Here is a 21,873-nt window from a genome sequence, read left to right on the forward strand (position 1 = left end):
GCCGGCGCTGCTCCGAGGTCGGCCGCGCCGTGGCGGCCCGGCTGGGCGGCGGCTGAGCCCCGGCCCGCCGCGCCGGGCGGGGACGGCGGCGCTAGGCCTACCGGCCTGCCGGTCACTAAACTGTGGGGGAGCCCCCCACCGATGGCCTTCCGGCCGCTCTGTCCGCCAATCCGACGCAGGATGGAAGAAAATGACCGCATCTCCCGCCGCCCCCGGGCACCTCTCGCCCCTGCTCAAGCAGTCCAGCGGCGTCGTCGCCGAGCGCGGCGAGGGCGCCTACCTCATCGGCGCCGATGGCCGCCGCTACCTCGACTTCACCTCGGGGATCGGCGTCACCGCCACCGGCCACTGCCACCCCAAGGTCGTCGAGGCGGCGCAGCGCCAGGCCGCGACCCTGATCCACGGCCAGTACGCCATCGTCCGCCACGACCCCCTGCTCCAGCTCGCCGAGCGCCTCAGCGAGCGGATGCCGGGGCCGATCGACCGGATCTTCTTCTCCAACGCCGGGACCGAGGCGTGCGAGGCGGCGCTGCGCCTGGCGCGGCAGGCCACCGGCCGGCCGAATATCATCGTCTTCCAAGGCGGCTTCCACGGCCGTACGATGGGGTCGCTGTCGATGACCTCCTCGAGCGTGGGGTTGCGCGCCGGGGTCCAGCCCATGATGGGCGGGGTCGTGGTCGCCCCCTTCCCCAACGCGCGGCGCTACGGCTGGGACGAGGAGGAGACGGCGGCGTTCTGCCTGCGCGAGCTCGACCACATCCTGGCGACGCAGACGATGCCGGCGGAGGCGGCGGCCTTCTTCGTCGAGCCCATCCAGGGCGAGGCCGGCTACATCCCGGCCGGCCGGACCTTCCTGCAGGGGCTCCGCGAGCGGGCGGACCGCCACGGGATCCTGCTCATCGCCGATGAGGTCCAGTGCGGCTACGGGCGCAGCGGCGCCTTCTGGGCCCACGAGCACTTCGGCGTGCAGCCGGATCTCGTCATCACGGCCAAGGGGCTGGCCAGCGGCTTCCCGCTGTCGGCCTTCGGGGCCTCCGAGGCGCTGATGGGCCGCGGCTGGCCGAGCTCCCAGGGCGGCACCTACGGCGGCAACGCCGTCTCCTGCGCCGCGGCCCTGGCGACCCTCGAGGTCATCGACGAGGAGGGGCTGGTGGAGAACGCCCGCGAGCAGGGGGCGCTCCTGCGCCGCCGGCTCGACGCCCTGGCGCAGGAGGAGCCGGCGCTGGCGGCCGTCCAGGGCCGGGGGCTGATGCACGGCGCCGAGCTGGTCGACGCCCAGGGCCGCCCCGACGGCGACCGCGCCGCCCGGGTGCTCCAGGAGATGGAGGCGCGGCAGGTGCTGATGATCCGCTGCGGCCCCTACGGGCAGATCGTCCGCTGGCTGCCGCCGCTGATCGTGACGAGTGCGGAAATCGAGCGGGCGGTGGACGCCTTCGCCGAGGCGTTGCGGGCCACCGCCTGAAGAGCAAAAGGAGAGCGTTCTTATGGACCTGTCGTCGATTCGCAGCGCCTACCGGCGCTACGCGGGCTTCTACGACCAATTCTTCGGCCCGATCTTCGCCCCGGGGCGCAAGCTGGCCATGGGGTACCTCAACGCCGAGCCCGGCAGGCGGGTCCTGGAGGTCGGCGTCGGCACGGGCATCTCGCTGCCCGAGTACCGCCGCGACGTCGGCTCCGTGGTGGGGGTCGACGTCAGCCCGGATATGCTCAAGATCGCCCGCAAGCGCGTCGACGAGCAGGGGCTCGACTACGTCGAGGGGCTCTACGAGATGGACGCCGAGGCCCTCGAGTTCCCCGACGACAGCTTCGACGTGGTGGTGGCGATGTACGTCGCCTCGGTGGTGCCCAACCCGCAGCGCCTGCTCGAGGAGCTGCAGCGGGTCTGCCGGCCGGGCGGGGACGTGCTGATCATCAACCACTTCGCCTCGCAGAACCCGGTGCTCCGGCGCATGGAGCAGGCGCTGCAGCCGCTGTCCAAGCTGCTCGGCTTCCGCCCGGACATGGAGCTCAGCGACCTGCCGGAGCTGCCGGACTTCGAGCAGGTGGCGGTCCGCCCCTCCCACCTCTTCGGCTACTGGAAGCTCGTCCACTACCGCAACGGCGCCGGCGCCGCGGGCGACGGCGAGGGGCGGGCGGCGGCCTAGGAGGACGCCGCCGCCTCCCCCGCTGCCCGGCTAGGCCTGGGGGAGGGCCTTGAGGGCGTCGCCCGTGGCGCGCAGGGCGCCGAGGGGCTCGCCCGTGCGGATCCGCCGGCCCGGGCGCAGCAGCGGCGACCAGACGAGGGCGTCGCGCGGCAGGAGCAGGACCACGGTCGAGCCGAGGTTGAAGCGCCCGAGCTCGTCGCCGCGCAGCAGGTAGGGGCCGTCGCGGCCGTACTGGCGCTCGATGCCCGGCGGATTGCCGGTGGGGCCCTCCCACGTCGTCTCGATGGTGCCGACGTTGGTCGCCCCGACGAGGACGATGGCCATCGGCCCGACGGCCGTCTGCCAGAGGGTGACCAGCCGCTCGTTGCGCAGGTAGAGCCGCGGCACGGCGCGCACCGTCGACGCCCCCACCGTGAGCAGCCGCCCCGGCACGTGGCGGCTGGCGACCAGCCGGGCGTTCAGGGGGGCGTGGATGCGGTGATAGTCCTGCGGGGCGAGGTAGGTGGTGAGGTACGCCCCGTCGCGGAACTCATCGCCGTGAAGCCCGGCGAGCAGCTCCGTGGCCGAGTACGTCACCCCCTTGGCCTGGAGGAGGCCGTCGCCGTCGAGATCCCCGATCGCGCTGATGGTGCCGTCGCAGGGGCCGGCGAGGGTGTTGGGGTCCTTCGGCAGGGGGCGCGCCCCCGGGCGCAGGGCGCGGGTGAAGAGGGCGTTGAGCGAGGGGTAGGCCGTCGGCGAGGTGGCCTCGGCCTCGCCGAGCTCGAGCCCGTAGCGGCGCGCGAAGAGGGTGTTGAGCCGGTTCTTGAGCCACGGGCGGCGGCTGTGGGCGATCGGGCGGACTGCCCAGGTGAGCGCCTGCGTGGGCAGCGCCCGGTGGAGCGCCGCCCGGATCCGGTCGCCGCGGGTGGGCGGCGGCTCGGCGTGGCTCAAGGGGGAGCGGTGGGGTGCCGACATCTAACGACCTCCGAGGGAGTGGAGCCAGCCGCCGCGCGCGTGGGCGCGGATGCGCTGCACGTCCCGGGCGAGGAGCTCGGGGTGGTGCGGCGGGGTGAAGAGCGCCAGCAGCTGGCCGCGTGGATCGAGGAGCGCGATGACCCGCGCGGGCTGTACCTGGATCGGCCGCGCCTCCGTGCCCGGCTCGCTGTAGCGGATGCCCATGCTCCGGGCGAGGCGCCGGATCTGCGCCGCCTCGCCGGTGACCCCGACGAAATCGGGGTGGAACTCGGGGAGGTAGGAGGCGAGCCGCCGGGCGCTGTCCTCGCCCGGGTTGACGGTGACCATGGCCACCTGGAGGCCGTCGGCCACCTCCGCCTCCGCCAGGATCCGGTAGGTGACCGCGAGCAGGCCCAGGGTCTCCGGGGTGGCCTCCGGGCTGCGCGTGTGGCCGAACGTCAGCAGGGTCCAGCGCCCCTGGAGCCGCTGCGGCGTGAAGGCGCCGCCGCGGTGATCGCGGAGCTGGAAGTCGGCGATGGGCCGGCCCCCCTCGAGGTAGGTGGCCTCGACGTCGGGGGCGCCCTGCGGGCTGCTGACCTGCGAGACGACGAGCCACAGCCCGCTCAGGGCGGCCAGCACGGCGGCCACGGCGAGGAGTGCCCAGCGCAGGAGCTTGGCGTTGCCTAGTGCCATGCGTGAGGCCTCAAGGCGTCCGAAAAGGTATCATCTTAACGGACTCTGTCCAGCTGAGGGAGGAAGCACCTTGGAGCCCACCGACCGAGCGCCCGAGGGCCTGGAGACCCTGCGCGATCTCGTCCGCTACGCGGCGAGCCGCTTCAACGAGGCCGGCCTCGTCTTCGGCCACGGCACGGACAACGCCGTGGACGAGGCCGCCGCCCTGGCGCTGCACACCCTGCACCTGCCGGCGGAGCTGCCCGATCTCTACTGGGGCGCCCGGCTGACGCGCGGCGAGCGCGAGGCCTTCATGGCGGTGGTCCACCGCCGGATCGAGGAGCGGCTGCCGCTGCCGTACCTCACCCACGAGACGCACTTCGCCGGCCTGCCGATCTACGTCGACCGGCGCGTCCTGGTGCCGCGCTCGCCGCTGGCGGAGTGGATCGAGCGCGGCTTCGCCCCGTGGCTCGATCCCGATCAGGTCAGCGACGTCCTCGAGCTCGGCACCGGCTCCGGGTGCATCGCCATCGCCTGCGCCTACGCCTTCCCCGGCGCGCGGGTCGACGCCACGGACACCGACCCCGAGGCCCTCGAGGTCGCCGCCTACAACGTCGAGCGCCACGGCCTCGAGGACCGGGTCGCCCTGGTGCAGGCCGACGTCTTCGACGGGCTCCCGGAGCGGGGCTACCAGCTGATCGTCAGCAACCCGCCCTACGTCGACGCCGCGGCCATGGCCGAGCTGCCGCCGGAGTACCGCCACGAGCCGCGCTCCGCCCTCGCCGCAGGCGAGGACGGGCTGGCGGTGGTCCGCCGCATCCTGCGCGGCGCCCCCCGCTACCTCGCCCCGGGCGGGCTGCTCGCCGTCGAGCACGGCGCCGCCCAGGGCGAGGCGGTGCGCGGGCTCCTCGCCGCGGCGGGGCTGGAGGGGGTCGGCACGCGGACCGACCTCGCCGGGCTCGAGCGGATCACCCACGGGAGGCGACCGGCATGAACGACGACGAGCTGCTGCGCTACAGCCGCCAGATCCTGCTCCCGGAGATCGACGCCGCGGGCCAGCAGCGGCTGGCGGCGAGCACGGCGCTGATCATCGGCGCCGGCGGCCTGGGCTCGGCGGCGGCGCTCTACCTCGGCGCCGCCGGCGCCGGCCGGCTGCTGCTCGCCGACGGCGACCGCGTGGAGCGCTCCAACCTCCAGCGCCAGATCGCCCACACCGACGCCGACCTCGGCCGGGAGAAGGCCCGCTCCGCGGCCGAGGCGGTCGCCCGCCGCAACCCCGGCATCCACATCGAGCCCCTCGCCGCCCGGCTCGAGGGGGCGGCGCTGGCCGAGCGGGTGCGCCAGGCCGACGTGGTCGTGGACGGCTCGGACAACTTCGCCACGCGCTTCGCCGTCAACGCCGCCTGCGCCGCCGCCGGCCGCCCCCTGGTCAGCGCCGCGGTGATCCGCTGGGAGCTGCAGCTCAGCGTCTTCGCCGGCGGCGGCCGGCCGTGCTACCGCTGCCTGTTCAGCGAGGAGGAGGCGGAGGGCGGCGAGCGCTGCAGCGAGACGGGCGTCGTCGGCCCCCTGCCGGGCGTGGGGGGCAGCCTCCAGGCGCTGGAGGCGATCAAGGTCCTCACGGGGGCCGGACGGCCGCTCTACGGCCGCCTGCTGGTCATGGACACCCTCGGCATGCGCACCCGGACCCTGGAGATCCCCGCCGACCCGGCCTGCCCGGTGTGCGGCGGGGCCGCCTAGCCGGGACTGCCGGGGGGCGGCCCGTCAGTGGTACTGGGCGCTGCCCGGCGCCGCCCCGCCGGCGAGGGCGTGCTCGACATCCACGCGGTCGTAGCGGTAGAGCGCCCCGCAGAACTCGCAGCGCACCTCCACCACGCCCTGCTCGGCGAGCACCTGCTCGACCTCCTCGCGGCCGAGCCCGCGCAGGATCGCGGCGATCCGCTCCGCCGAGCAGCGGCACTCGAAGCGCAGCGCCCAGGGCTCGAAGACCCGCACCGCCTCCTGGTGGAAGAGCCGGTGGAGGATCTCCGTGGCGGAGCGCTCGAGCAGCTCCGCCGCCTCCAGGGTGGCCGCGAGGTGGCCGACCCGCTCCCAGGCGTCCGGGTCCTCGCCGCCGCGGCCGCTGGCCGGCAGGCGCTGGAGGAGCATCCCCCCGGCCCGCTCGCCGTCGCTGGCGAGGTGGACGTGGGTCGGCAGCTGCTCGGAGCGCTCGAAGTAGGCCTCGAGGGTCGCGGCGAGGCCGGCCTCGTCGATGCCGACGATCCCCTGGTAGCGCTCCCCCTCCTCGGGCTCGATGGTGATCGCCAGGCGGCCGTGGCCGCACAGCCGGGCCAGCCCCGGCTCCCCGTCGGGGACGTCGCGGTAGCTCACCGTCCCGCGCAGGGCCCCGTCGGCCTCGGCGTGGACGATGAGCAGGGAGACCGGGGCGTCCTCCTCGCCCTGGACCTGCAGGGTCAGCACCCCGTCGAGGCGGATGGTGGCGCGCAGCAGCGCCGTGGCGGCCAGGGCCTGGCCGAGCAGCCGGGCGATCGCCGGCGGGTAGGCGTGGCCGGCGACGGCCTCCGCCACCACCGAGTCGAGGCGCACCACCTCGCCGCGGACGTCGGCGTCGTCGAAGAGGAAGCGTTGGCTGGCGTCGGTCACGACTCGTCCAGCTTGCGCTTGAGCAGCTCGTTGACCAGCTGCGGGTTGGCCTTGCCCCCGGAGGCCTTCATCACCTGGCCGACGAAGAAGCCGAAGAGCTTCTCCTTGCCGGCCCGGTACTGCTCGAGCTGCTGGGGGTTGTTGGCGATGGCCTCGTCGACCATCGCCTCGATGGCCGCCGTGTCGGTGACCTGCTTGAGCCCCTTGCGCTCGATGACCTCGTCGGGGCCGCCCTCGCCGGACCACATCGCCTCGAAGACGTCCTTGGCCACGCGCCCGGAGACGGTCTCGTCCTCGATGCGCGCGATCAGCGTGCCGAGCATCTCGGGGGTCACCGGGCTGTCGGCGAGCTCGAGGCTGTCCTTGTTCAGGTAGGCGAGGAACTCGCTCATGATCCAGTTGGCCGTGCGCTTGGCGTAGCCGCCGGACTCGGTCACCGCCGACTCGTAGAACTCCGCCAGCTCGCGGGTGGCGGTGAGCACGCCGGCGTCGTAGGCGGGCAGCCCGTACTCCTCGATGAAGCGGCGGCGCTTCTCGTCGGGCAGCTCCGGCAGGGTCTCGCGGACGTCGGCGACGAAGTCCGCGCCGATCTCCACCGGCAGCAGGTCCGGCTCGGGGAAGTAGCGGTAGTCGTCCGCCTCCTCCTTGGTGCGCATGGTGCGCGTCACGCCCTGGTCGACGTCGTAGAGGCGGGTCTCCTGGACCACCTGGCCGCCGGACTCGAGGAGGTCGATCTGGCGCTCGACCTCGTAGGCCAGGGCGCGCTCGACGAAGCGGAAGGAGTTGAGGTTCTTGAGCTCGGTGCGGGTGCCGAACGCCTCGCTGCCCGCCGGGCGCACGGAGACGTTGGCGTCGCAGCGGAAGGAGCCCTCCTGCATGTTGCCGTCGCAGATCTCGAGGTAGCGCACCAGGGCGTGGAGCTTCTTCATGTAGGCGGCCGCCTCCGCCGGCGAGCGCAGGTCCGGCTCGGAGACGATCTCCATCAGCGGCGTGCCGGCGCGATTGAGGTCGACGCCGGTCATGCCGTGGAAGTCCTCGTGCAGCGACTTGCCGGCGTCCTCCTCGAGGTGGGCCCGGGTGATGCCGATGCGCTTGCGCGAGCCGTCCTCGAGGTCGATATCCAGGTGGCCGCCCTCGACCAGCGGCCAGTCGTACTGCGAGATCTGGTAGCCCTTGGGCAGGTCCTGGTAGAAGTAGTTCTTGCGCGCGAACTCCGAGCGCGGCGCGATGCGGGCCTCCACCGCCAGGCCGAACTTCACCGCCATGCGCACGGCCTCGCGGTTGAGCACCGGGAGCACGCCGGGCAGCCCGAGGTCCACCGGGCACGCCTGGGTGTTCGGCTCGGCGCCGTAGGCGGTCGGGGCGCCGGAGAAGATCTTGCTTTGCGTCGCGAGCTGGGTGTGGATCTCCAGCCCGATAACCGTTTCCCAGTTCATGGGCGGGGTCGCTCCGTAGGCTTGCTGCGCGTTCCGCGTTTACTCGAACCCTTCCGGCACCTGCTTGTGCCAGTCGGTCACCTGCTGGTACTTGTGCGCCACGTTGAGCAGCCGCGCCTCCTCGAAGTAGCCGCCGATCAGCTGCAGCCCCACCGGGCGGCCGCGGGAGAGGCCGGCCGGCACGGACAGCCCCGGCAGCCCGGCGAGGTTCACGGCCAGGGTGTAGATGTCGGAGAGGTACATCTGGACCGGGTCGTCGGAGCGCTCGCCCAGGTTGAACGCCGGCGTCGGCGCGGTGGGGCCGGCGATCACGTCGACCTCCTCGAGGGCCCGGCGGAAGTCGTCGGCCACCAGGCGCCGGATCTGCTGCGCCTTGCGGTAGTAGGCGTCGTAGTAGCCCGCGGACAGGGCGTAGGTGCCGACCAGGATGCGCCGCTTGACCTCGTCGCCGAAGCCCTCGGCGCGGCTGCGCTTGTAGAGGTCCTCGAGGCTCTGCGGCTCCGCGCAGCGGTGGCCGAAGCGCACCCCGTCGTAGCGGGCCAGGTTGGAGGAGGCCTCCGCGGGGGCGATGACGTAGTAGGCCGGCAGGGCCAGCTCCATGTTCGGCAGGGCGACCTCGACGAGCTCGGCGCCCTCGCCCTCGAGGACCTCGAGGGCGGCGTTGACCCGCGAGCGCACGTCGGCGTCGAGCCCCTCGCCGAAGAACTCCGGCGGCACGCCGATGCGCAGCCCCTTGATGGAGCGGCTCAGCCCGTCGGTGTAGTCGGGGACCACGTGCTCGACGCTCGTCGAGTCGCGCTCGTCGAAGCCGGCCATGGCGCCGAGCAGCAGGGCGAGGTCCTCGGCCGTGCGGGCGAAGGGGCCGGCCTGGTCGAGGCTGGAGGCGAAGGCCACCATGCCGTAGCGCGAGACCCGGCCGTAGGTCGGCTTGAGCCCGCAGACGCCGGAGAGCGCCGCCGGCTGGCGGATCGAGCCGCCGGTGTCGGTGCCGGTGGCCGCCGGCGCCAGGCGGGCGGCCACCGCCGCGGCGGAACCGCCGGAGGAGCCGCCGGGCACCGCCTCGAGGTCCCAGGGGTTGCGCACCGGCCCGAAGTAGCTGGTCTCGTTGGACGAGCCCATGGCGAACTCGTCCATGTTCGCCTTGCCGAGCATCACCGCCCCGGCGGCGCCGAGGCGCTCGACCACCGTGGCGCTGTAGGGCGCCTGGAACGGCGCGAGCATGCGCGAGCCGCAGGTGGTCGCCACCCCCTCGGTGCAGAAGATGTCCTTGTGGATCAGGGGCACGCCGGTCAGGGGGCCGCCCTGGCCGGCGCTGAGCCGCTCGTCGGCGGCGTCGGCCGCCGCGCGGGCCTGCTCGGCGGTGACGGTGATCAGGCTGTTGAGCTGCGGGTCGAGCTGCTCGATGCGCCCGAGCAGGGCGTCGGTCAGCTCACGGCTGGAGACCTCCCCGGCCCGCAGGGCCGCGGACGCCTCGGCGACGGTCTTGTGGTGCATGGATGTTCGGCTTCCGTTATTCGACAACGCGCGGGACCAGGTAGAGGCCGGCCTCCACCGCCGGGGCGCCCGCTTGGTAGCGATCGCGCCGGTCGGGCTCGGTGGCCTCGTCGGGGCGCAGCCGCTGCGTGGCGTCCAGCGGGTGGGCCATGGGCTCGACCTCGCTGGTATCCACGGCGTTCATCTGCTCGACGAACGACAGGATCCCGGAGAGATCACGAGCATAGCCGGCCCGGGCCTGCTCGTCGATCTCGATACGGGCCAGGTGGGCGATGCCCTCGACATCAGCGGTCTCGATCGCCATAGACCAGGAACCTCCCTCTCGGCGGTGCAGCGGCAAGCCCGAAAAGTACCATACCCCTTTGCTTGCCCAAACCCCGGGACACTGCTAGATTGAGCGACTTTCTACCGTGACGGGGCGCCGGCATGTTCAAGGGCATCCGCGGACTGTTCTCCAACGATCTGTCCATCGACCTCGGGACCGCGAATACCCTCATCTACCTGCGCGGCGAGGGGATCGTGCTCAGCGAGCCGTCGGTGGTGGCCATCCAGCAGGACCGGGACGGCGGCAGCAAGCGCATCGCCTCGGTCGGCGCCGAGGCCAAGCGGATGCTCGGCCGCACGCCGGGGACGATCCGCGCCATCCGCCCGCTGAAGGACGGCGTGATCGCCGACTTCACGGTCACCGAGAAGATGCTCCAGCACTTCATCAAGAAAGTCCACGAGGCGCGCTTTTTCAAGCCGAGCCCGCGGGTGCTGGTCTGCGTGCCGTGCGGCTCGACCCAGGTCGAGCGCCGCGCCATCCGCGAGTCGGCCGCCGGCGCCGGGGCGCGCGAGGTCCACCTCATCGAGGAGCCCATGGCCGCGGCCATCGGCGCCGACATGCCGGTCGACGAGGCCAACGGCTCGATGGTCCTCGACGTCGGCGGCGGCACCTCCGAGGTGGCCGTGCTCTCGCTCAACGGCATCGTCTACTCCTCCTCGGTGCGCCTCGGCGGCGACCGCTTCGACGAGGCCATCACCAACTACATCCGGCGCAACTACGGCATCCTCATCGGCGAGTCCACCGCCGAGCGCATCAAGCAGGAGATCGGCACGGCCTTCCCGGACACCGAGGTGCGCGAGATCGAGGTCCGCGGCCGCAACCTCGCCCAGGGCGTGCCGCGCAGCTTCACGATCAACTCCAACGAGATCCTCGAGGCGCTGCAGGAGCCGCTCTCGGGCATCGTCTCGGCCGTCAAGATCGCCCTGGAGCAGACCCCGCCGGAGCTCGGCGCCGACGTCGCCGAGCGGGGGATCGTGCTCACCGGCGGCGGCGCCCTGCTGCGCAACCTCGACCGGCTGATCATGGAGGAGACCGGCATGCCCGTGGTCGTCGCCGAGGAGCCGCTGACCTGCGTCGCCCGCGGCGGCGGCCGGGCCCTGGAGCTGATGGACGAGCGCGGGGCGGACCTGTTCGTCAGCGAGTGAGCGCCCCACCCCCGCGCACCGCCTCCACCGCTCCCGATGCCACCTCCGCCAGCTGGAGGAGGCCGGGGGACACCCGATAGACTGTAGCCGGCGGTTCCCGAACACAATCGAGGTGCAGGGACCATTAAGAAGCCGCTATTCCTCAACGGCCCCTCGACCACGACCCGGCTCCTGCTGCTCGCCGTGGCCTCCATACTGCTCATGACGCTCGACCACCGCGAGGGCGTACTCGAGCCCCTCCACCGGGCGGCCTCCAGCGTCGTCTACCCCCTGCAGCAGGCCGTGGACCTGCCCCTCGAGGCCGTCGACGCCCTCGCCGGGTGGTTCACGAGCCGCCAGCAGCTCCTCGAGGAAAACCGCCGCCTGCGGGAGCGCCAGCTCGAGCAGCGCGCCCAGCTGCAGCGGCTCGAGACCCTCCAGACCGAGGTCGAGCGGCTGCGGGGGCTGCTCGGCTCTTCCCAGGAGCTGGAGACCGAGGTCACTATCACCGAGATCATGCGCGTCGACCTCGACCCCCACACCCACCTGGTGGAGATCGAGCACGGCAGCCACCAGGGGGTCTTCACCGGGCAGCCGGTGCTCGACGCCAGCGGCGTCACCGGGCAGGTCGACCAGGTCGGGCCGCTCTCGGCGACGGTACGGCTCATCTCCGACCCGAGCCACGCGATCCCCGTGGAGGTCGACCGCAACGGGCTGCGCAGCATCGCCATCGGCAACGGCAGCCTCCGGCGCCTCGAGCTCGCCCACGTCCCCAAGAACGCCGACATCCGCGAGGGGGACCTGCTGACCACCTCGGGGCTCGGGGGCACCTTCCCCCGGGGCTACCCCGTCGCCCGGGTCACCTCGGTGGCCACCGAGCCGAGCCAGCCCTTCGCCGAGGTGCTGGCCAGGCCCACGGCGGAGCTCAACCGCAGCCGCAAGCTCATGCTGGTGAGCACCGAGCGGCTGCGCGAGCCCCCGGAGGGCGAGCGCCGGGGCGCCGAGGGCAGCGGCGCAGCAGCGCCCGCGCCGGGGCCAGCCGAGCCGCCGCGCGGCGAGGGAGAGGGAGGTGCACCGTGAACGAGCAGGCGCCGCCCAGCGGCGGGGGGATCATCCTCGCGAGCGTCCTGGCCGCCCTGACCCTGAGCATCGTGCCGCTGCCGACGGCCGCCGAGCCGCTGCGCCCGGAGTGGGCCGCCCTGATCCTCCTCTACTGGAGCCTCGCCCTGCCGACCCGGGTAGGGGTGAGCGTCGGCTGGCTCATCGGGCTCACCCAGGACTTCCTCCACGGGACCCTGCTCGGCCAGCACGCCCTCGCCTTCGCCCTGATCGCCTTCCTGATCCTGCGCTTCCACCAGCAGATCCGCCCCGTCCCCGCCTGGCAGCAGGCCCTGGCCGTCCTCGCGCTGCTGCTGACGGCGCAGCTCGTGGTCTTCTGGGTCAACGGCGTCATCGGCCGGCCCGCCCCGCCCTGGCAGGCCTGGGCCGCGAGCTTCATCGGCGCGGCGCTCTGGCCGCTGATCTTCTACAGCATGCGCGGCCTGCGGCGCCGCTTCCAGGTCCAGTAATGCGGCCCCGGCGCCCCTAGGGGATCAACCCGTGTCTCGAAACGCTCAGCTGCGCGAACACCACCGGGCCAAGGGCTGTACCCAGCGGCGGCTGGCCATCGCCGGCGCCCTCTGCGCCCTCGCCGCCGTGGTGCTGCTCGCGCAGATGATCCGGCTCCAGGTCGTCGAGCACCACCACTACGCCACGCTCTCCCAGGAGAACCGCGTCAAGGTCGAGCCGATCCCCCCTACCCGCGGCCTGATCTACGACCGTAACGGCACGCTCCTCGCCGAGAACCAGCCCTCCTACCAGCTGGTCATCACGCCGGAGCGCCTCGAGGGGGTGGCGCGCACCCTGAACCGCATCGACGGGATCGTCGAGCTCACCGAGGCGCAGCGCCGGCGCTTCCGCCAGCGGCTCGAGACCGCGCGGCACTTCGAGGAGGTGCCGCTGCGCACCCACCTGACGCAGCGGGAGGTCGCCGAGGTCGCCGTCAACCGCCACCGCTTCCCCAGCCTCGAGGTCCAGGCCCGGCTCGTGCGCCACTACCCGCAGGGGGAGATCGCCGCCCACGCCCTCGGCCACGTCGGCCGCATCAACGAGCAGGACCTGCGCCGCATCGACGCGGCGGCGTACCGGGGGACGGACTACATCGGCAAGAGCGGCATCGAGCTCGCCTACGAGGAGGTCCTCCACGGCGAGCCCGGCTTCAAGCGGGTCGAGACCAACGCCCTCGGCCGGGTCATCCGCACCATGGAGCGCCAGGCGCCGCGGCCGGGCGACGACCTCATCCTGACCCTCGACAGCGGCCTGCAGCGGGTCGCCGAGCGCGCCCTCGGCGAGCAGGCGGGGGCGCTCGTGGCCCTGCAGCCGGGCAGCGGCGAGATCCTCGCCATGGTCAGCCACCCCGACTACAACCCCGAGCTCTTCATCGAGGGCATGACCACGGAGCGCTTCGCCAAGCTCGCCGAGCAGGGCCAGCAGCCGCTGTTCAACCGCGCCGTCCAGGGGGTCTACCCCCCCGCCTCGACCATCAAGCCCTTCATCGGCCTCGGCGCCCTCGAGCACGGCGTCGTCACGCCGCGCGCCACCGTCGAGTGCGACGGCGAGTACCACCTCGAGGGGCGCGACCGCCCCTACCGGTGCTGGCGCCGCTGGGGCCACGGCGAGGTCGACTACCGCCGCGCCATCGCCGAGTCGTGCAACGTCTACTTCTACGATACGGCCTTCCGCATGGGGATCGACCGGATCTCCGGATTCCTCGAGCCCTTCGGCTTCGGCGCCGAGACGGGCCTCGAGCTGCTCGGCGAGCGCAGCGGCGTGCTACCCTCGCGGGCATGGAAGCGCCGGGCCATCGGCGAGGGCTGGTACCACGGCGAGACCGTGCTCACCGGGATCGGGCTCGGCTACTTCAGCGCGACCCCCCTGCAGCTGGCCAAGGCGACGGCGACCCTCGCCAACCGGGGGCGGGTCGTGCAGCCGCAGCTGGTCCGCACCATCCGGGACAGCATCGACGGCAGCGAGTCCCGCGCCGCGGCGACGGTGCCGCAGCAGCGCATCGAGCTCGACGACCCCCGGCACTGGGAGGTCACGGTCGACGCCATGCGCCGGGCGGTGGAGGACCCCAGCGGCACCGCCCACCGCATCGCCGAGGGGCTGGACTACACCATCGCCGCCAAGACGGGGACCGCCCAGATCACGGGCCTGGCCGAGCACCGCGATGACCAGCCCGAGGAGCGCCCCCGGCGGCTGCGCGACCACGCCCTGTTCATCGGCTTCGCCCCGGCCGACGAGCCGGAGATCGCCGTGGCGGTCGTCGTCGAGCACGGCGGCAGCGGGGGCGCCAAGGCGGCGCCGATCGCCCGGAGCGTCTTCGACGCCTGGCTGCGCGACGACCGCAGCTACCTCCAGGCGCTGGAGGCCCGGCGCCGCCGCGCCGAGGGCGGCCGGGAGGCCTCGAGCGGATAGGGCCCGCCTATGAGCAAGTCAGCGCTACCCAACGCCCAGGGGGTCGGGGTCCGCCTCTCCTTCCTCCAGTCCCGGCTCCACCTCGACGGCCTCCTGCTCACGGCCCTGCTGGCGGTGGCCGCCTTCGGGGTGGCGGTCCTCTACAGCGCCTTCGGGCAGGACTGGGGGCAGACCCAGCAGCAGATCATCCGCGCCTCCGTCGGCTTCGCCGCCCTGCTCGTCTGCGCCCAGATCCCGCCGCGGACGCTCCAGCGCTGGAGCCTCTGGATCTTCTCGCTCGGCATCGCCCTGCTGCTGCTCGTCATGGCCAAGGGGATCGTCAACCAGGGGGCGCAGCGCTGGATCGAGCTCGGGCCGGTCCACTTCCAGCCCTCGGAGCTCATGAAGCTCGCCCTCCCCCTGATGGTCGCCCGGCTGCTCAGCGAGCACGACGTGCCCCCGCGCCCCTCGCGGGTCCTGCTCGCCCTGGCGCTGATCGCCGCCCCCACCCTGCTCATCGCCCTGCAGCCGGACCTGGGGACGGCGGTCCTCGTCGCCGCCTCGGGGCTCTTCGTCCTCTTCCTCGCCGGTATCGGCCGGGGCTGGATCCTCGGCGGGCTCACGGCCCTGGGGGCGGGAGCCCCCCTGCTGTGGTTCTTCGCCATGCACGACTACCAGCGCGAGCGGGTCATGACCTTCCTGAACCCCGAGAGCGACCCCCTCGGCGCCGGCTACCACATCATCCAGTCGCAGATCGCCATCGGCTCCGGCGGGCTCTTCGGCAAGGGCTGGCTCAACGGCACCCAGGCCCACCTGGAGTTCATCCCGGAGCGCCATACCGACTTCGTCCTCGCCGTGGTCGCCGAGGAGTTCGGCCTGGTGGGCGTGGCGCAGCTGCTGACGGTCTACCTGATCATCGTCGGCCGCGGCCTCTACATCGCCGGCTCGGCCCAGGAGAACTTCCCGCGCCTGGTCGCCGGGGCCCTCACGCTGACCTTCTTCACCTACGTGCTCGTCAACGCCGGCATGGTCAGCGGCCTGCTGCCGGTCGTGGGGCTGCCGCTGCCGCTGGTCAGCTTCGGCGGCTCGTCGCTGGTGACCATCATGGCGGCCTTCGGTATGATCATGGCAGCCCACACGCACCGCCGCCTTTGGCCCTGAGCCCCGCGCGCCGCAAGCCATGCCGTCAGCCCCGCGCCTCCTCGCCGTCCTCGCCGCCCTGCTCACCGGCTGCGTCTCCGACGCCCCGGAGCGCCCCGCCGAGGAGGTCGCCGGGACGCCGGACGCGGTCCCCCGCGACGCCCCGCGCAGCCGCTACGGCAACCCCGACTCCTACGAGGCCCTCGGGCGGACCTACCACGTCATGGACTCCGCCGAGGGGTTCACCCAGAAGGGGCTCGCCTCCTGGTACGGCAAGAAGTTCCACGGCCGGCGCACCTCGAGCGGCACCCCCTACAACATGTACGCGATGACCGCCGCCCACCGGGAGCTGCCGCTGCCCACCTGGGTCGAGGTCACCAACCTCGACAACGGCCGCCAGGCCGTGGTCAAGGTCAACGACCGCGGGCCCTTCGTCGACCCCGAGGAGCGCATCATCGACCTCTCCTACGCCGCCGCCGACCGGCTCGGGATCACCGTGCGGGGGACCGCGCCGGTCCGCCTGCGGGTCGTCGAGACCAGCACCCCCTCCGCCGCCGAGGGGCAGCCCGCCGCGGCCCCCTCGAGCTCAGCGGCCCAGGCCGGCACCGCCGCCGCGGCCCCGGGCCCCGAGGCCGTCGAGCCGCTGCCGCTCTACCTGCAGGCCGGCGCCTTCAGCCAGCGCGACAACGCCGAGCGGGTCCGCTCCCAGGCGCGCGGGCTCGGCGCCCCGGTCTCCATCGAGCCCTTCGAGCGCGAGGCCGAGACCCTCCACCGGGTCCGCCTCGGCCCCCTGGAGGACCTCGCCGAGGCGGATCGGCTCCGCGAGCGGCTCCGCGCGCTCGGCATCGAGAGCTTCCTCGTCGCCCCCTGAGCCGCGCCCCGGCGATGCAAACCCCGTATAATGGTCGACCGATTTCCGTGACCCGCAGTCCCAATCCCCAGGCCAAGCCATGAAAAACTCGTTGACTCTGCGCACGCTGGTCCTCGCCCTGCTCCTCGGCCTCCTCGCGGCGCCCGCCGCCGCGCAGGCGCGCTGGGGGGAGCCGATCGTCGAGTCGACGCCGGTGCCGTCGCCGCCGGCGATCGCCGCGCCGAACTACGTGCTCGTCGACCTGCACAGCGGCGATATCCTCGCCCAGGGCAATCCCAAGACCTCGCACCCGCCGGCGAGCCTGACCAAGCTGATGACCGCCTACGTCGTCTTCCGCGAGCTCAGCGCCGGCAACATCAGCCTCGACGACCAGGTCACCATCAGCGAGAAGGCGTGGCGCGCCGAGGGCTCGCGGATGTTCGTGGAGGTCGGCGACCAGGTCAGCGTCGAGAAGCTGCTCCAGGGGATGATCGTCCAGTCGGGCAACGACGCCTCCGTCGCCCTCGCCGAGTACGTCGCCGGCGACGAGCGGACCTTCGCCCAGCTGATGAACCAGCACGCCGAGCGCCTCGGCATGGAGAACACCCACTACACCAACGCCACCGGCATGCCCGACAGCGAGCTGCGGACCACGGCCCTCGACACGGCCCGCCTCGCCAAGGCGATCATCGAGGAGTTCCCCGAGTACTACGACTGGTACTCCCAGCGCGCCTTCACCTACGCCGGGATCACCCAGCACAACCGCAACAAGCTGCTCTGGCGGGACTCCAGCGTGGACGGGCTGAAGACCGGCTACACCAGCAACGCCGGCTACAACCTGACCACCTCGGCCAAGCGCGACGGCATGCGCCTGATCTCCGTGGTCCTCGGCGCCGACAGCGCCCAGGCCCGGATCCGGCAGAGCCACCAGCTGCTCAACTACGGCTTCCGCTTCTTCGAGACCCACCGCCTCTACACCGCCGATGAGGCGCTCACCGAGACCAAGCTCTGGCAGGGGGCCCAGGAGTCGATCTCCCTCGGCGTCCCCCACGACATCTACGTCACGATCCCGCGGCGGGAGTACGACAACCTCTCCGCCTCGATGAGCGTCGACGGGCCGGTGATCGCCCCGATCGGCGCCGGCGAGCCCCTCGGCCGGCTCCGGGTCGAGCTCGCCGACACCACCATCCACGAGGCCCCCCTGGTCTCGCAGTCCGAGGCCGAGAAGGGCGGGCTGTGGGGGCAGATGATCGACAAGATCCTCCTGCGCTTCCAGTAGCCGCGATGGGACAGCCGAGCACCTGCTACCTCAACGGCGAGATGCTCCCGCTCGAGCAGGCGCGCATCTCGCCCCTCGACCGCGGCTTCCTCTTCGGCGACGGGGTCTACGAGCTCCTGCCGGTCTACGCCGGGGTGCCGTTCCGGCTCGCCGACCACCTCCGGCGCCTGCGCCGCTCGCTCGAGGCCGTCCGCATCCCGAGCCCGCTCAGCGACGCCGAGTGGGGCGCGCTCCTCGAGCGCCTCTGCCGCGCCAACGGCGGCGGGGACCTCGCCGTCTACATCCAGGTCACCCGGGGCAGCCCGGGCCAGCGCAGCCACGAGTTCCCGGCGCAGACGCAGCCGACGGTCTTCGCCATGGCCTCCGCGCTGCCCCCGCGGGGGGCCTACGCCCGGGGCGTGGCCGCCGTCACCGCCGAGGACCCGCGCTGGAGCCGCTGCGATATCAAGGCCGTCTCCCTGCTGCCCAACGTGCTGCTGCGCCAGCAGGCCGTTGACGCGGGCGCCTACGAGGCCATACTCCACCGTGACGGGCTCGTGACCGAGGGCGCGGCGAGCACGGTCTTCACCGTCCGCGACGGGGTGCTGGCCACGCCGCGGCTCCACGAGGGGCTGCTGCCCGGGGTGACGCGGGAGGTGATCCTCGAGCTCGCCGAGCGCCACGGGCTGGCGTACCAGCGCCGGCCGATCGCCGTCGAGGAGCTGGCCGAGGCCCAGGAGATCTGGCTGTCGAGCTCGAGCAAGGAGGTCCTCCCCGTCGTCTCCCTCGACGGCCGGCCGGTCGGCGACGGCCGCCCGGGCGAGGCCTTCGCCGCCATGCGCGGCTGGTTCGATGCGCTGCGCGCCGAGGTCGAGGCCGCCAGCGCCACCGGGGGGATGCGATGAGCGAGTTCAACGCCGAGAACACCCCGCTGGAGTTCCCCTGCCGGATCGGGGTCAAGGCCATGGGGCACGCCGCCGCCGACCTGCCCGAGCGGGTCGAGCGCATCGCCGGGCGCCACGCCCGGGTGCTCGACACGCGGAGCACGGGCAGCCGCAACGGCCGCTACGTCTCGGTGACCGTGACCGTGGAGGCGCACAGCCGCGAGCAGCTCGAGGGGCTCTACCAGGCGCTCCACGAGGACAGCACGGTCATGGTCACCCTCTAGGCGCGGGCCGCGCCGTGCTCGACCCGCTGCAGGCCATCCGCACCCGCTACCTCGGCGAGCAGCCCTACGAGCCGACCTGGGCGGCGATGCGCCGGCTCACCCTCGAGCGCGACGCGGCGAGCGCCGACGAGCTCTGGATCGTCCGCCACCCCCCGGTCTACACCCTCGGCCAGGCCGGCCGCCGCGAGCACCTCCTCGACCCCGGCGAGACGCCGGTGGTCGCCACCGACCGCGGCGGGCAGGTCACCTGGCACGGCCCCGGGCAGATCGTCGCCTACCCCCTGCTCGACCTGCGCCGCTGGGGCCTCGGGGTGCGCACCCTGGTCGAGGCCCTCGAGCAGGCGGCCATCTCCCTGCTCGCCGCTCACGGCGTCGCCTCCCACCGGCGGGAGGGCGCCCCGGGCGTCTACGTCAACGGCGCCAAGATCGCCGCCCTGGGGATCCGCATCCGCAACGGCTGCTCCTACCACGGCCTGGCGCTGAACGTCAGCAACGACCTCGAGCCCTTCCGGCGCATCAACCCCTGCGGCTACGCCGGGCTGGCCACCACGCGGATGCGCGACCAGGGGGTGGCGGCGCCGCTCGAGCGCCTCGAGGCCGAGCTGGCCGTCCACCTCCTCGAGGCCGTCGCCGCCGCCCGCCGCTAGCCGCCCTGCCCCCCTCAGCCGTGGACCGGGATGCGCTCCATGAGGTAGCAGAGCACGTCCTGGCGGATCGCCGCCTCGTCGGCGGCGAGCATCGCCGGCATCGCCGCGCGGCGCAGCCGGATGGCGTCGCCGTCGCGCACGAAGAACTCGGCGGCCGCCTCGCGCCCCTCGTTGTCCTCGGCCGAGAGGAGGAGGCCGGCCTGGGCGCCGGCGTAGGCGAGCACCGTCCCCTCGGGCAGCTCCCGGAAGTTGTAGCCCTCCAGCTCGGGGACCAGGTGCAGGTCGACGTCGCCGGCGCCGGCGCCGAAGCCGAAGCGGTAGCGCTCGGGGATGCGCACCGCCGCCAGGGTCCGGTAGACCTCCACGTCCCGGGGGATCCGGGCGGGCCACTGCGCCAGCTGCAGGGCGCTGGTGATCAGCTCGGCGGCGTGCTCGGCGGCGCCGGGGCTGCCCGGCTGGCCGCACTCGAGGGTCGTCGCCGGGCAGAGCCGCGCCATGGCCAGGGACTGGACCCCGCGGGGGCGCGTGAAGTAGACCACCGTGCGCGAGAACAGCGCCGCGAGCTGCAGGTAGGGCCCCTCGAGGCGGTTCACGCAGCCGTAGTGGGGGTTGCGCCCGGTGTTGTTGTGGACGTCGATGCTCGCGAAGCATCCCCGCGCCCGGGCGCGGGCCACCACCTCGGCGGCCATGCGCCGCTCCGGCGAGTCGGGTCCCTCCCCGCCGGGCCAGATGCGGTTGTAGTCGGGCTGGCCGGGGAGGCGCCGCGCCCCCGTGCGGGCGGCCTGGACATTGCCGATGAACAGCATCAGCCCGCGCGGCAGCCCCCGCTCGCCGTAGGCGGCGAGGACCCGCTGGACGGCCTCCAGGCCGGTGGTCTCGTTGCCGTGGAGCAGGACGCTGACGAACAGCGGCGGCTCCCGGCGGCCGGGCAGCTCGATGAGGCTCGGCCCGCCGAGCAGCCCTTCCAGCGCCTCGGGCCGGGCCTCCAGGAGCCCCTCGGGGAGTCGGTGGTAGGTCTTCAGCATGGCTCCGCCGGTCACAGGGGCCAGCGGTGGACCGGCTCACCGCTGGCCGCACGGTCGATGTAGGCGCGGGTCAGCGCCCGGCAGTCGCGGCCGTAGCGCGCCTGCCAGGCCAGCTGCCAGGCGCTGCCGGTCTGCCCGCTGGCCACCCGCTGCTCGATGATGGGCAGGTAGGCGGCCGCCTCGGCCTCCGGCACCCCGGCGCGCAGCAGCCCGCGCCGCGCCGCCGGGTAGAGCCGCTCGAGGATGAGCTCGCCGAGGCGCCCGTACCAGCCGTCGAACCACTCCACCTCGGCGTCCAGGCCGTAGCGGGCGGCCTGGTAGAAGTTGTGCTCGGCGACGTGGAACGGCAGGCGCTCGACCACCGGCGGCCGCGACTCGGCGAGCTCCGCCGCCGCGCCGTAGAAGAAGGCGGCGTTGGCGAGCACATCCGCCACCGTGGGGCCGGCCGCCATGACCCGGTGCTCGAGGCGCAGGTGGTAGCGCCCCTCGAGGCGCTCCACGAGCGGGCGGTTCCAGCGCCAGATGGTCCCGTTGTGCAGCCGCAGGTGGGCCAGCTCCTCGGGAGGCGTATCGAAGAGGATGGGCAGGAGCACCGGGTGGTGCTGGCGATTCTCCACGAAGAAGCCGTAGAGGCCGTCGCGGGCGTAGCCGCTGCCGAAGCCCACGCGGGCCAGCGCCCCCGCCCCCTCGGGCTCGAGGGGGGTCACCGCCACCGCCTGCTCGAACAGCGGGATGCGGCTCTCCGCCCAGAGCCGGCGGCCGAAGAGCAGCGGGGCGTTGGCGGCCACCGCCACGGTGGCGGCGGACAGGGCGATGGCGGCGTTGAAGTAGTCCGCCGCCCGCCGCGGCGGCACCTGCAGGTGCAGCTGCAGCGAGGTCGCCGCCGCCTCGAGCATGACGTCGGAGCGCTGGCCGTGCAGCGACTCGGCCCCCTCGATCGCCAGGCTCAGCGGCTCGCGCCCGCGCAGCGCCAGGACCTGCTCGTTGAGCGCGGTGTAGCGCGGCGACGGCGTCATGTTCTCCAGGCACAGGTCCGCCTCCGTGACCGCCGGCAGGATCCCCACCAGGGCCGGCCGCACCCCCGCCGCGGCGGCCGCCGCCTCGACCCGCGCCCAGCGGCCGTGCAGCTCCTCGCCGAGGGCGCGGAGGGCGCCCCCGGCGAGCGGGTAGGCCGCGGTGTTGACCTCGAGGTTGAACAGCGCCAGCTCGTTCTCCACCCGCGGATCCTCGATCCGGGCGAGGACCCGGTCGCTCACCGGCGCCGGGGCGCCGTTGGCGCCGGCCAGCCAGGCCTCGAGCTCCAGGCCGATCCGCTGCCCGTCGTCGGCGAGCGCCCCGCCGCGCAGCGCCTCGCGCAGCAGCTCCGTCTCCGCCTTGAGCCGGCGCCGGAAGCGGCGGAAGTCCGCCCGGCTGAACCGCGACCGCCCGATCTCCTGTCCCACGGCAACCCCCTCCGAAGCAGCCCTGGCGAGGGGCGCTAGAGGCCGCCCCGCCACCGCGCAAGCGTATCACGCAGGGCCTG

Annotated in this window: 22 protein-coding genes; 14 read left to right on the forward strand and 8 right to left on the reverse strand. The window is 73.4% G+C overall.

The window, feature by feature from the left end:
• Window positions 1–190 precede the first annotated feature (190 nt).
• Complete coding sequence (locus tag CKO13_RS03680) at window positions 191–1,462, forward strand: aspartate aminotransferase family protein (RefSeq protein WP_200256913.1); 1,272 nt, start codon at window positions 191–193, stop codon at window positions 1,460–1,462.
• 22 nt (window positions 1,463–1,484) lie between these two features.
• The gene (locus CKO13_RS03685; protein WP_200256914.1) at window positions 1,485–2,144 is read left to right on the forward strand and encodes a class I SAM-dependent methyltransferase; all 660 of its coding nucleotides are present in this window, start codon (window positions 1,485–1,487) and stop codon (window positions 2,142–2,144) included.
• A 30-nt stretch (window positions 2,145–2,174) separates the two neighbouring features.
• On the opposite strand, the gene asd is transcribed toward CKO13_RS03685, so the two are convergent.
• Together asd and CKO13_RS03695 are read right to left on the reverse strand one after the other, a co-directional pair.
• Complete coding sequence (asd, locus tag CKO13_RS03690; protein WP_200256916.1) at window positions 2,175–3,098, reverse strand: archaetidylserine decarboxylase; 924 nt, start codon at window positions 3,096–3,098, stop codon at window positions 2,175–2,177.
• Window positions 3,099–3,770 (reverse strand): SCO family protein, encoded by a 672-nt coding sequence (locus CKO13_RS03695; protein WP_200256918.1) that lies wholly within the window; start codon window positions 3,768–3,770, stop codon window positions 3,099–3,101.
• Between the two features lie 70 nt (window positions 3,771–3,840).
• Between CKO13_RS03695 and prmB the strand changes: the two genes are divergently transcribed.
• Window positions 3,841–4,743, forward strand: coding sequence for a 50S ribosomal protein L3 N(5)-glutamine methyltransferase (gene prmB, locus CKO13_RS03700; RefSeq protein ID WP_242467872.1), 903 nt, complete (start codon window positions 3,841–3,843; stop codon window positions 4,741–4,743).
• Window positions 4,740–5,486, forward strand: a complete 747-nt coding sequence (locus CKO13_RS03705) for a HesA/MoeB/ThiF family protein (RefSeq protein WP_200256922.1) — start codon at window positions 4,740–4,742, stop codon at window positions 5,484–5,486. The genes prmB and CKO13_RS03705 overlap by 4 nt, the downstream gene beginning before the upstream one ends.
• A 24-nt stretch (window positions 5,487–5,510) precedes the next feature.
• Here CKO13_RS03705 and hslO read toward each other — a convergent pair whose 3' ends face one another.
• Genes hslO through gatC form a run of 4 tightly spaced genes read right to left on the reverse strand, consistent with a single transcriptional unit; the run spans window position 5,511 to window position 9,623 of the window.
• Window positions 5,511–6,389 carry an Hsp33 family molecular chaperone HslO gene (gene hslO, locus CKO13_RS03710; protein ID WP_200256924.1) on the reverse strand — a complete coding sequence of 293 codons (879 nt, stop codon included), beginning with the start codon at window positions 6,387–6,389 and terminating at the stop codon, window positions 5,511–5,513.
• Entirely contained in the window at window positions 6,386–7,825 is a 1,440-nt protein-coding gene (gene gatB, locus CKO13_RS03715) for an Asp-tRNA(Asn)/Glu-tRNA(Gln) amidotransferase subunit GatB (RefSeq protein ID WP_200256925.1), read from the reverse strand. The genes hslO and gatB overlap by 4 nt, the downstream gene beginning before the upstream one ends.
• A 39-nt stretch (window positions 7,826–7,864) precedes the next feature.
• Window positions 7,865–9,319, reverse strand: a complete 1,455-nt coding sequence (gene gatA / locus CKO13_RS03720; protein WP_200256927.1) for an Asp-tRNA(Asn)/Glu-tRNA(Gln) amidotransferase subunit GatA — start codon at window positions 9,317–9,319, stop codon at window positions 7,865–7,867.
• A 16-nt stretch (window positions 9,320–9,335) separates the two neighbouring features.
• On the reverse strand, window positions 9,336–9,623 hold the full coding sequence (gene gatC / locus CKO13_RS03725) for an Asp-tRNA(Asn)/Glu-tRNA(Gln) amidotransferase subunit GatC (RefSeq protein ID WP_200256929.1): 288 nt from the start codon (window positions 9,621–9,623) through the stop codon (window positions 9,336–9,338).
• A 122-nt stretch (window positions 9,624–9,745) separates the two neighbouring features.
• On the opposite strand from gatC, the gene CKO13_RS03730 reads away from it, so the two are divergent.
• The 10 genes from CKO13_RS03730 to lipB all read left to right on the forward strand — a co-directional run bounded on the left by CKO13_RS03730 (window position 9,746) and on the right by lipB (window position 19,326).
• Window positions 9,746–10,789, forward strand: a complete 1,044-nt coding sequence (locus CKO13_RS03730) for a rod shape-determining protein (RefSeq protein ID WP_200256931.1) — start codon at window positions 9,746–9,748, stop codon at window positions 10,787–10,789.
• Window positions 10,790–10,912: 123 nt separating this feature from the next.
• The gene (gene mreC, locus CKO13_RS03735) at window positions 10,913–11,848 is read left to right on the forward strand and encodes a rod shape-determining protein MreC (RefSeq protein ID WP_200256947.1); all 936 of its coding nucleotides are present in this window, start codon (window positions 10,913–10,915) and stop codon (window positions 11,846–11,848) included.
• Window positions 11,845–12,336 (forward strand): rod shape-determining protein MreD, encoded by a 492-nt coding sequence (mreD, locus tag CKO13_RS03740; RefSeq protein ID WP_200256933.1) that lies wholly within the window; start codon window positions 11,845–11,847, stop codon window positions 12,334–12,336. The genes mreC and mreD overlap by 4 nt, the downstream gene beginning before the upstream one ends.
• A 31-nt stretch (window positions 12,337–12,367) precedes the next feature.
• Window positions 12,368–14,284 (forward strand): penicillin-binding protein 2, encoded by a 1,917-nt coding sequence (gene mrdA / locus CKO13_RS03745; RefSeq protein WP_338034571.1) that lies wholly within the window; start codon window positions 12,368–12,370, stop codon window positions 14,282–14,284.
• A gap of 9 nt (window positions 14,285–14,293) precedes the next feature.
• Window positions 14,294–15,424: a rod shape-determining protein RodA gene (gene rodA, locus CKO13_RS03750; RefSeq protein WP_200256935.1), complete on the forward strand. Its 1,131-nt coding sequence runs from the start codon at window positions 14,294–14,296 to the stop codon at window positions 15,422–15,424.
• 19 nt (window positions 15,425–15,443) lie between these two features.
• The gene (locus tag CKO13_RS03755; protein WP_200256937.1) at window positions 15,444–16,274 is read left to right on the forward strand and encodes a septal ring lytic transglycosylase RlpA family protein; all 831 of its coding nucleotides are present in this window, start codon (window positions 15,444–15,446) and stop codon (window positions 16,272–16,274) included.
• A 91-nt stretch (window positions 16,275–16,365) separates the two neighbouring features.
• Window positions 16,366–17,532 (forward strand): D-alanyl-D-alanine carboxypeptidase family protein, encoded by a 1,167-nt coding sequence (locus CKO13_RS03760; RefSeq protein ID WP_338034572.1) that lies wholly within the window; start codon window positions 16,366–16,368, stop codon window positions 17,530–17,532.
• A gap of 5 nt (window positions 17,533–17,537) precedes the next feature.
• Entirely contained in the window at window positions 17,538–18,416 is an 879-nt protein-coding gene (locus CKO13_RS03765; RefSeq protein ID WP_200256941.1) for a D-amino acid aminotransferase, read from the forward strand.
• Window positions 18,413–18,679, forward strand: coding sequence for a YbeD family protein (locus CKO13_RS03770; protein WP_200256943.1), 267 nt, complete (start codon window positions 18,413–18,415; stop codon window positions 18,677–18,679). The genes CKO13_RS03765 and CKO13_RS03770 overlap by 4 nt, the downstream gene beginning before the upstream one ends.
• A 14-nt stretch (window positions 18,680–18,693) precedes the next feature.
• Complete coding sequence (lipB, locus tag CKO13_RS03775; RefSeq protein ID WP_200256944.1) at window positions 18,694–19,326, forward strand: lipoyl(octanoyl) transferase LipB; 633 nt, start codon at window positions 18,694–18,696, stop codon at window positions 19,324–19,326.
• 14 nt (window positions 19,327–19,340) lie between these two features.
• On the opposite strand, the gene CKO13_RS03780 is transcribed toward lipB, so the two are convergent.
• Together CKO13_RS03780 and CKO13_RS03785 are read right to left on the reverse strand one after the other, a co-directional pair.
• Window positions 19,341–20,351 (reverse strand): M14 family metallopeptidase, encoded by a 1,011-nt coding sequence (locus tag CKO13_RS03780; RefSeq protein ID WP_200256945.1) that lies wholly within the window; start codon window positions 20,349–20,351, stop codon window positions 19,341–19,343.
• 11 nt (window positions 20,352–20,362) lie between these two features.
• Complete coding sequence (locus CKO13_RS03785) at window positions 20,363–21,793, reverse strand: glutamate-cysteine ligase family protein (protein ID WP_200256946.1); 1,431 nt, start codon at window positions 21,791–21,793, stop codon at window positions 20,363–20,365.
• Between the last annotated feature and the right edge of the window lie 80 nt (window positions 21,794–21,873).

The sequence above is a fragment of the Halorhodospira neutriphila genome, assembly GCF_016584055.1.
In the GTDB taxonomy this organism is placed as follows: domain Bacteria; phylum Pseudomonadota; class Gammaproteobacteria; order Nitrococcales; family Halorhodospiraceae; genus Halorhodospira; species Halorhodospira neutriphila.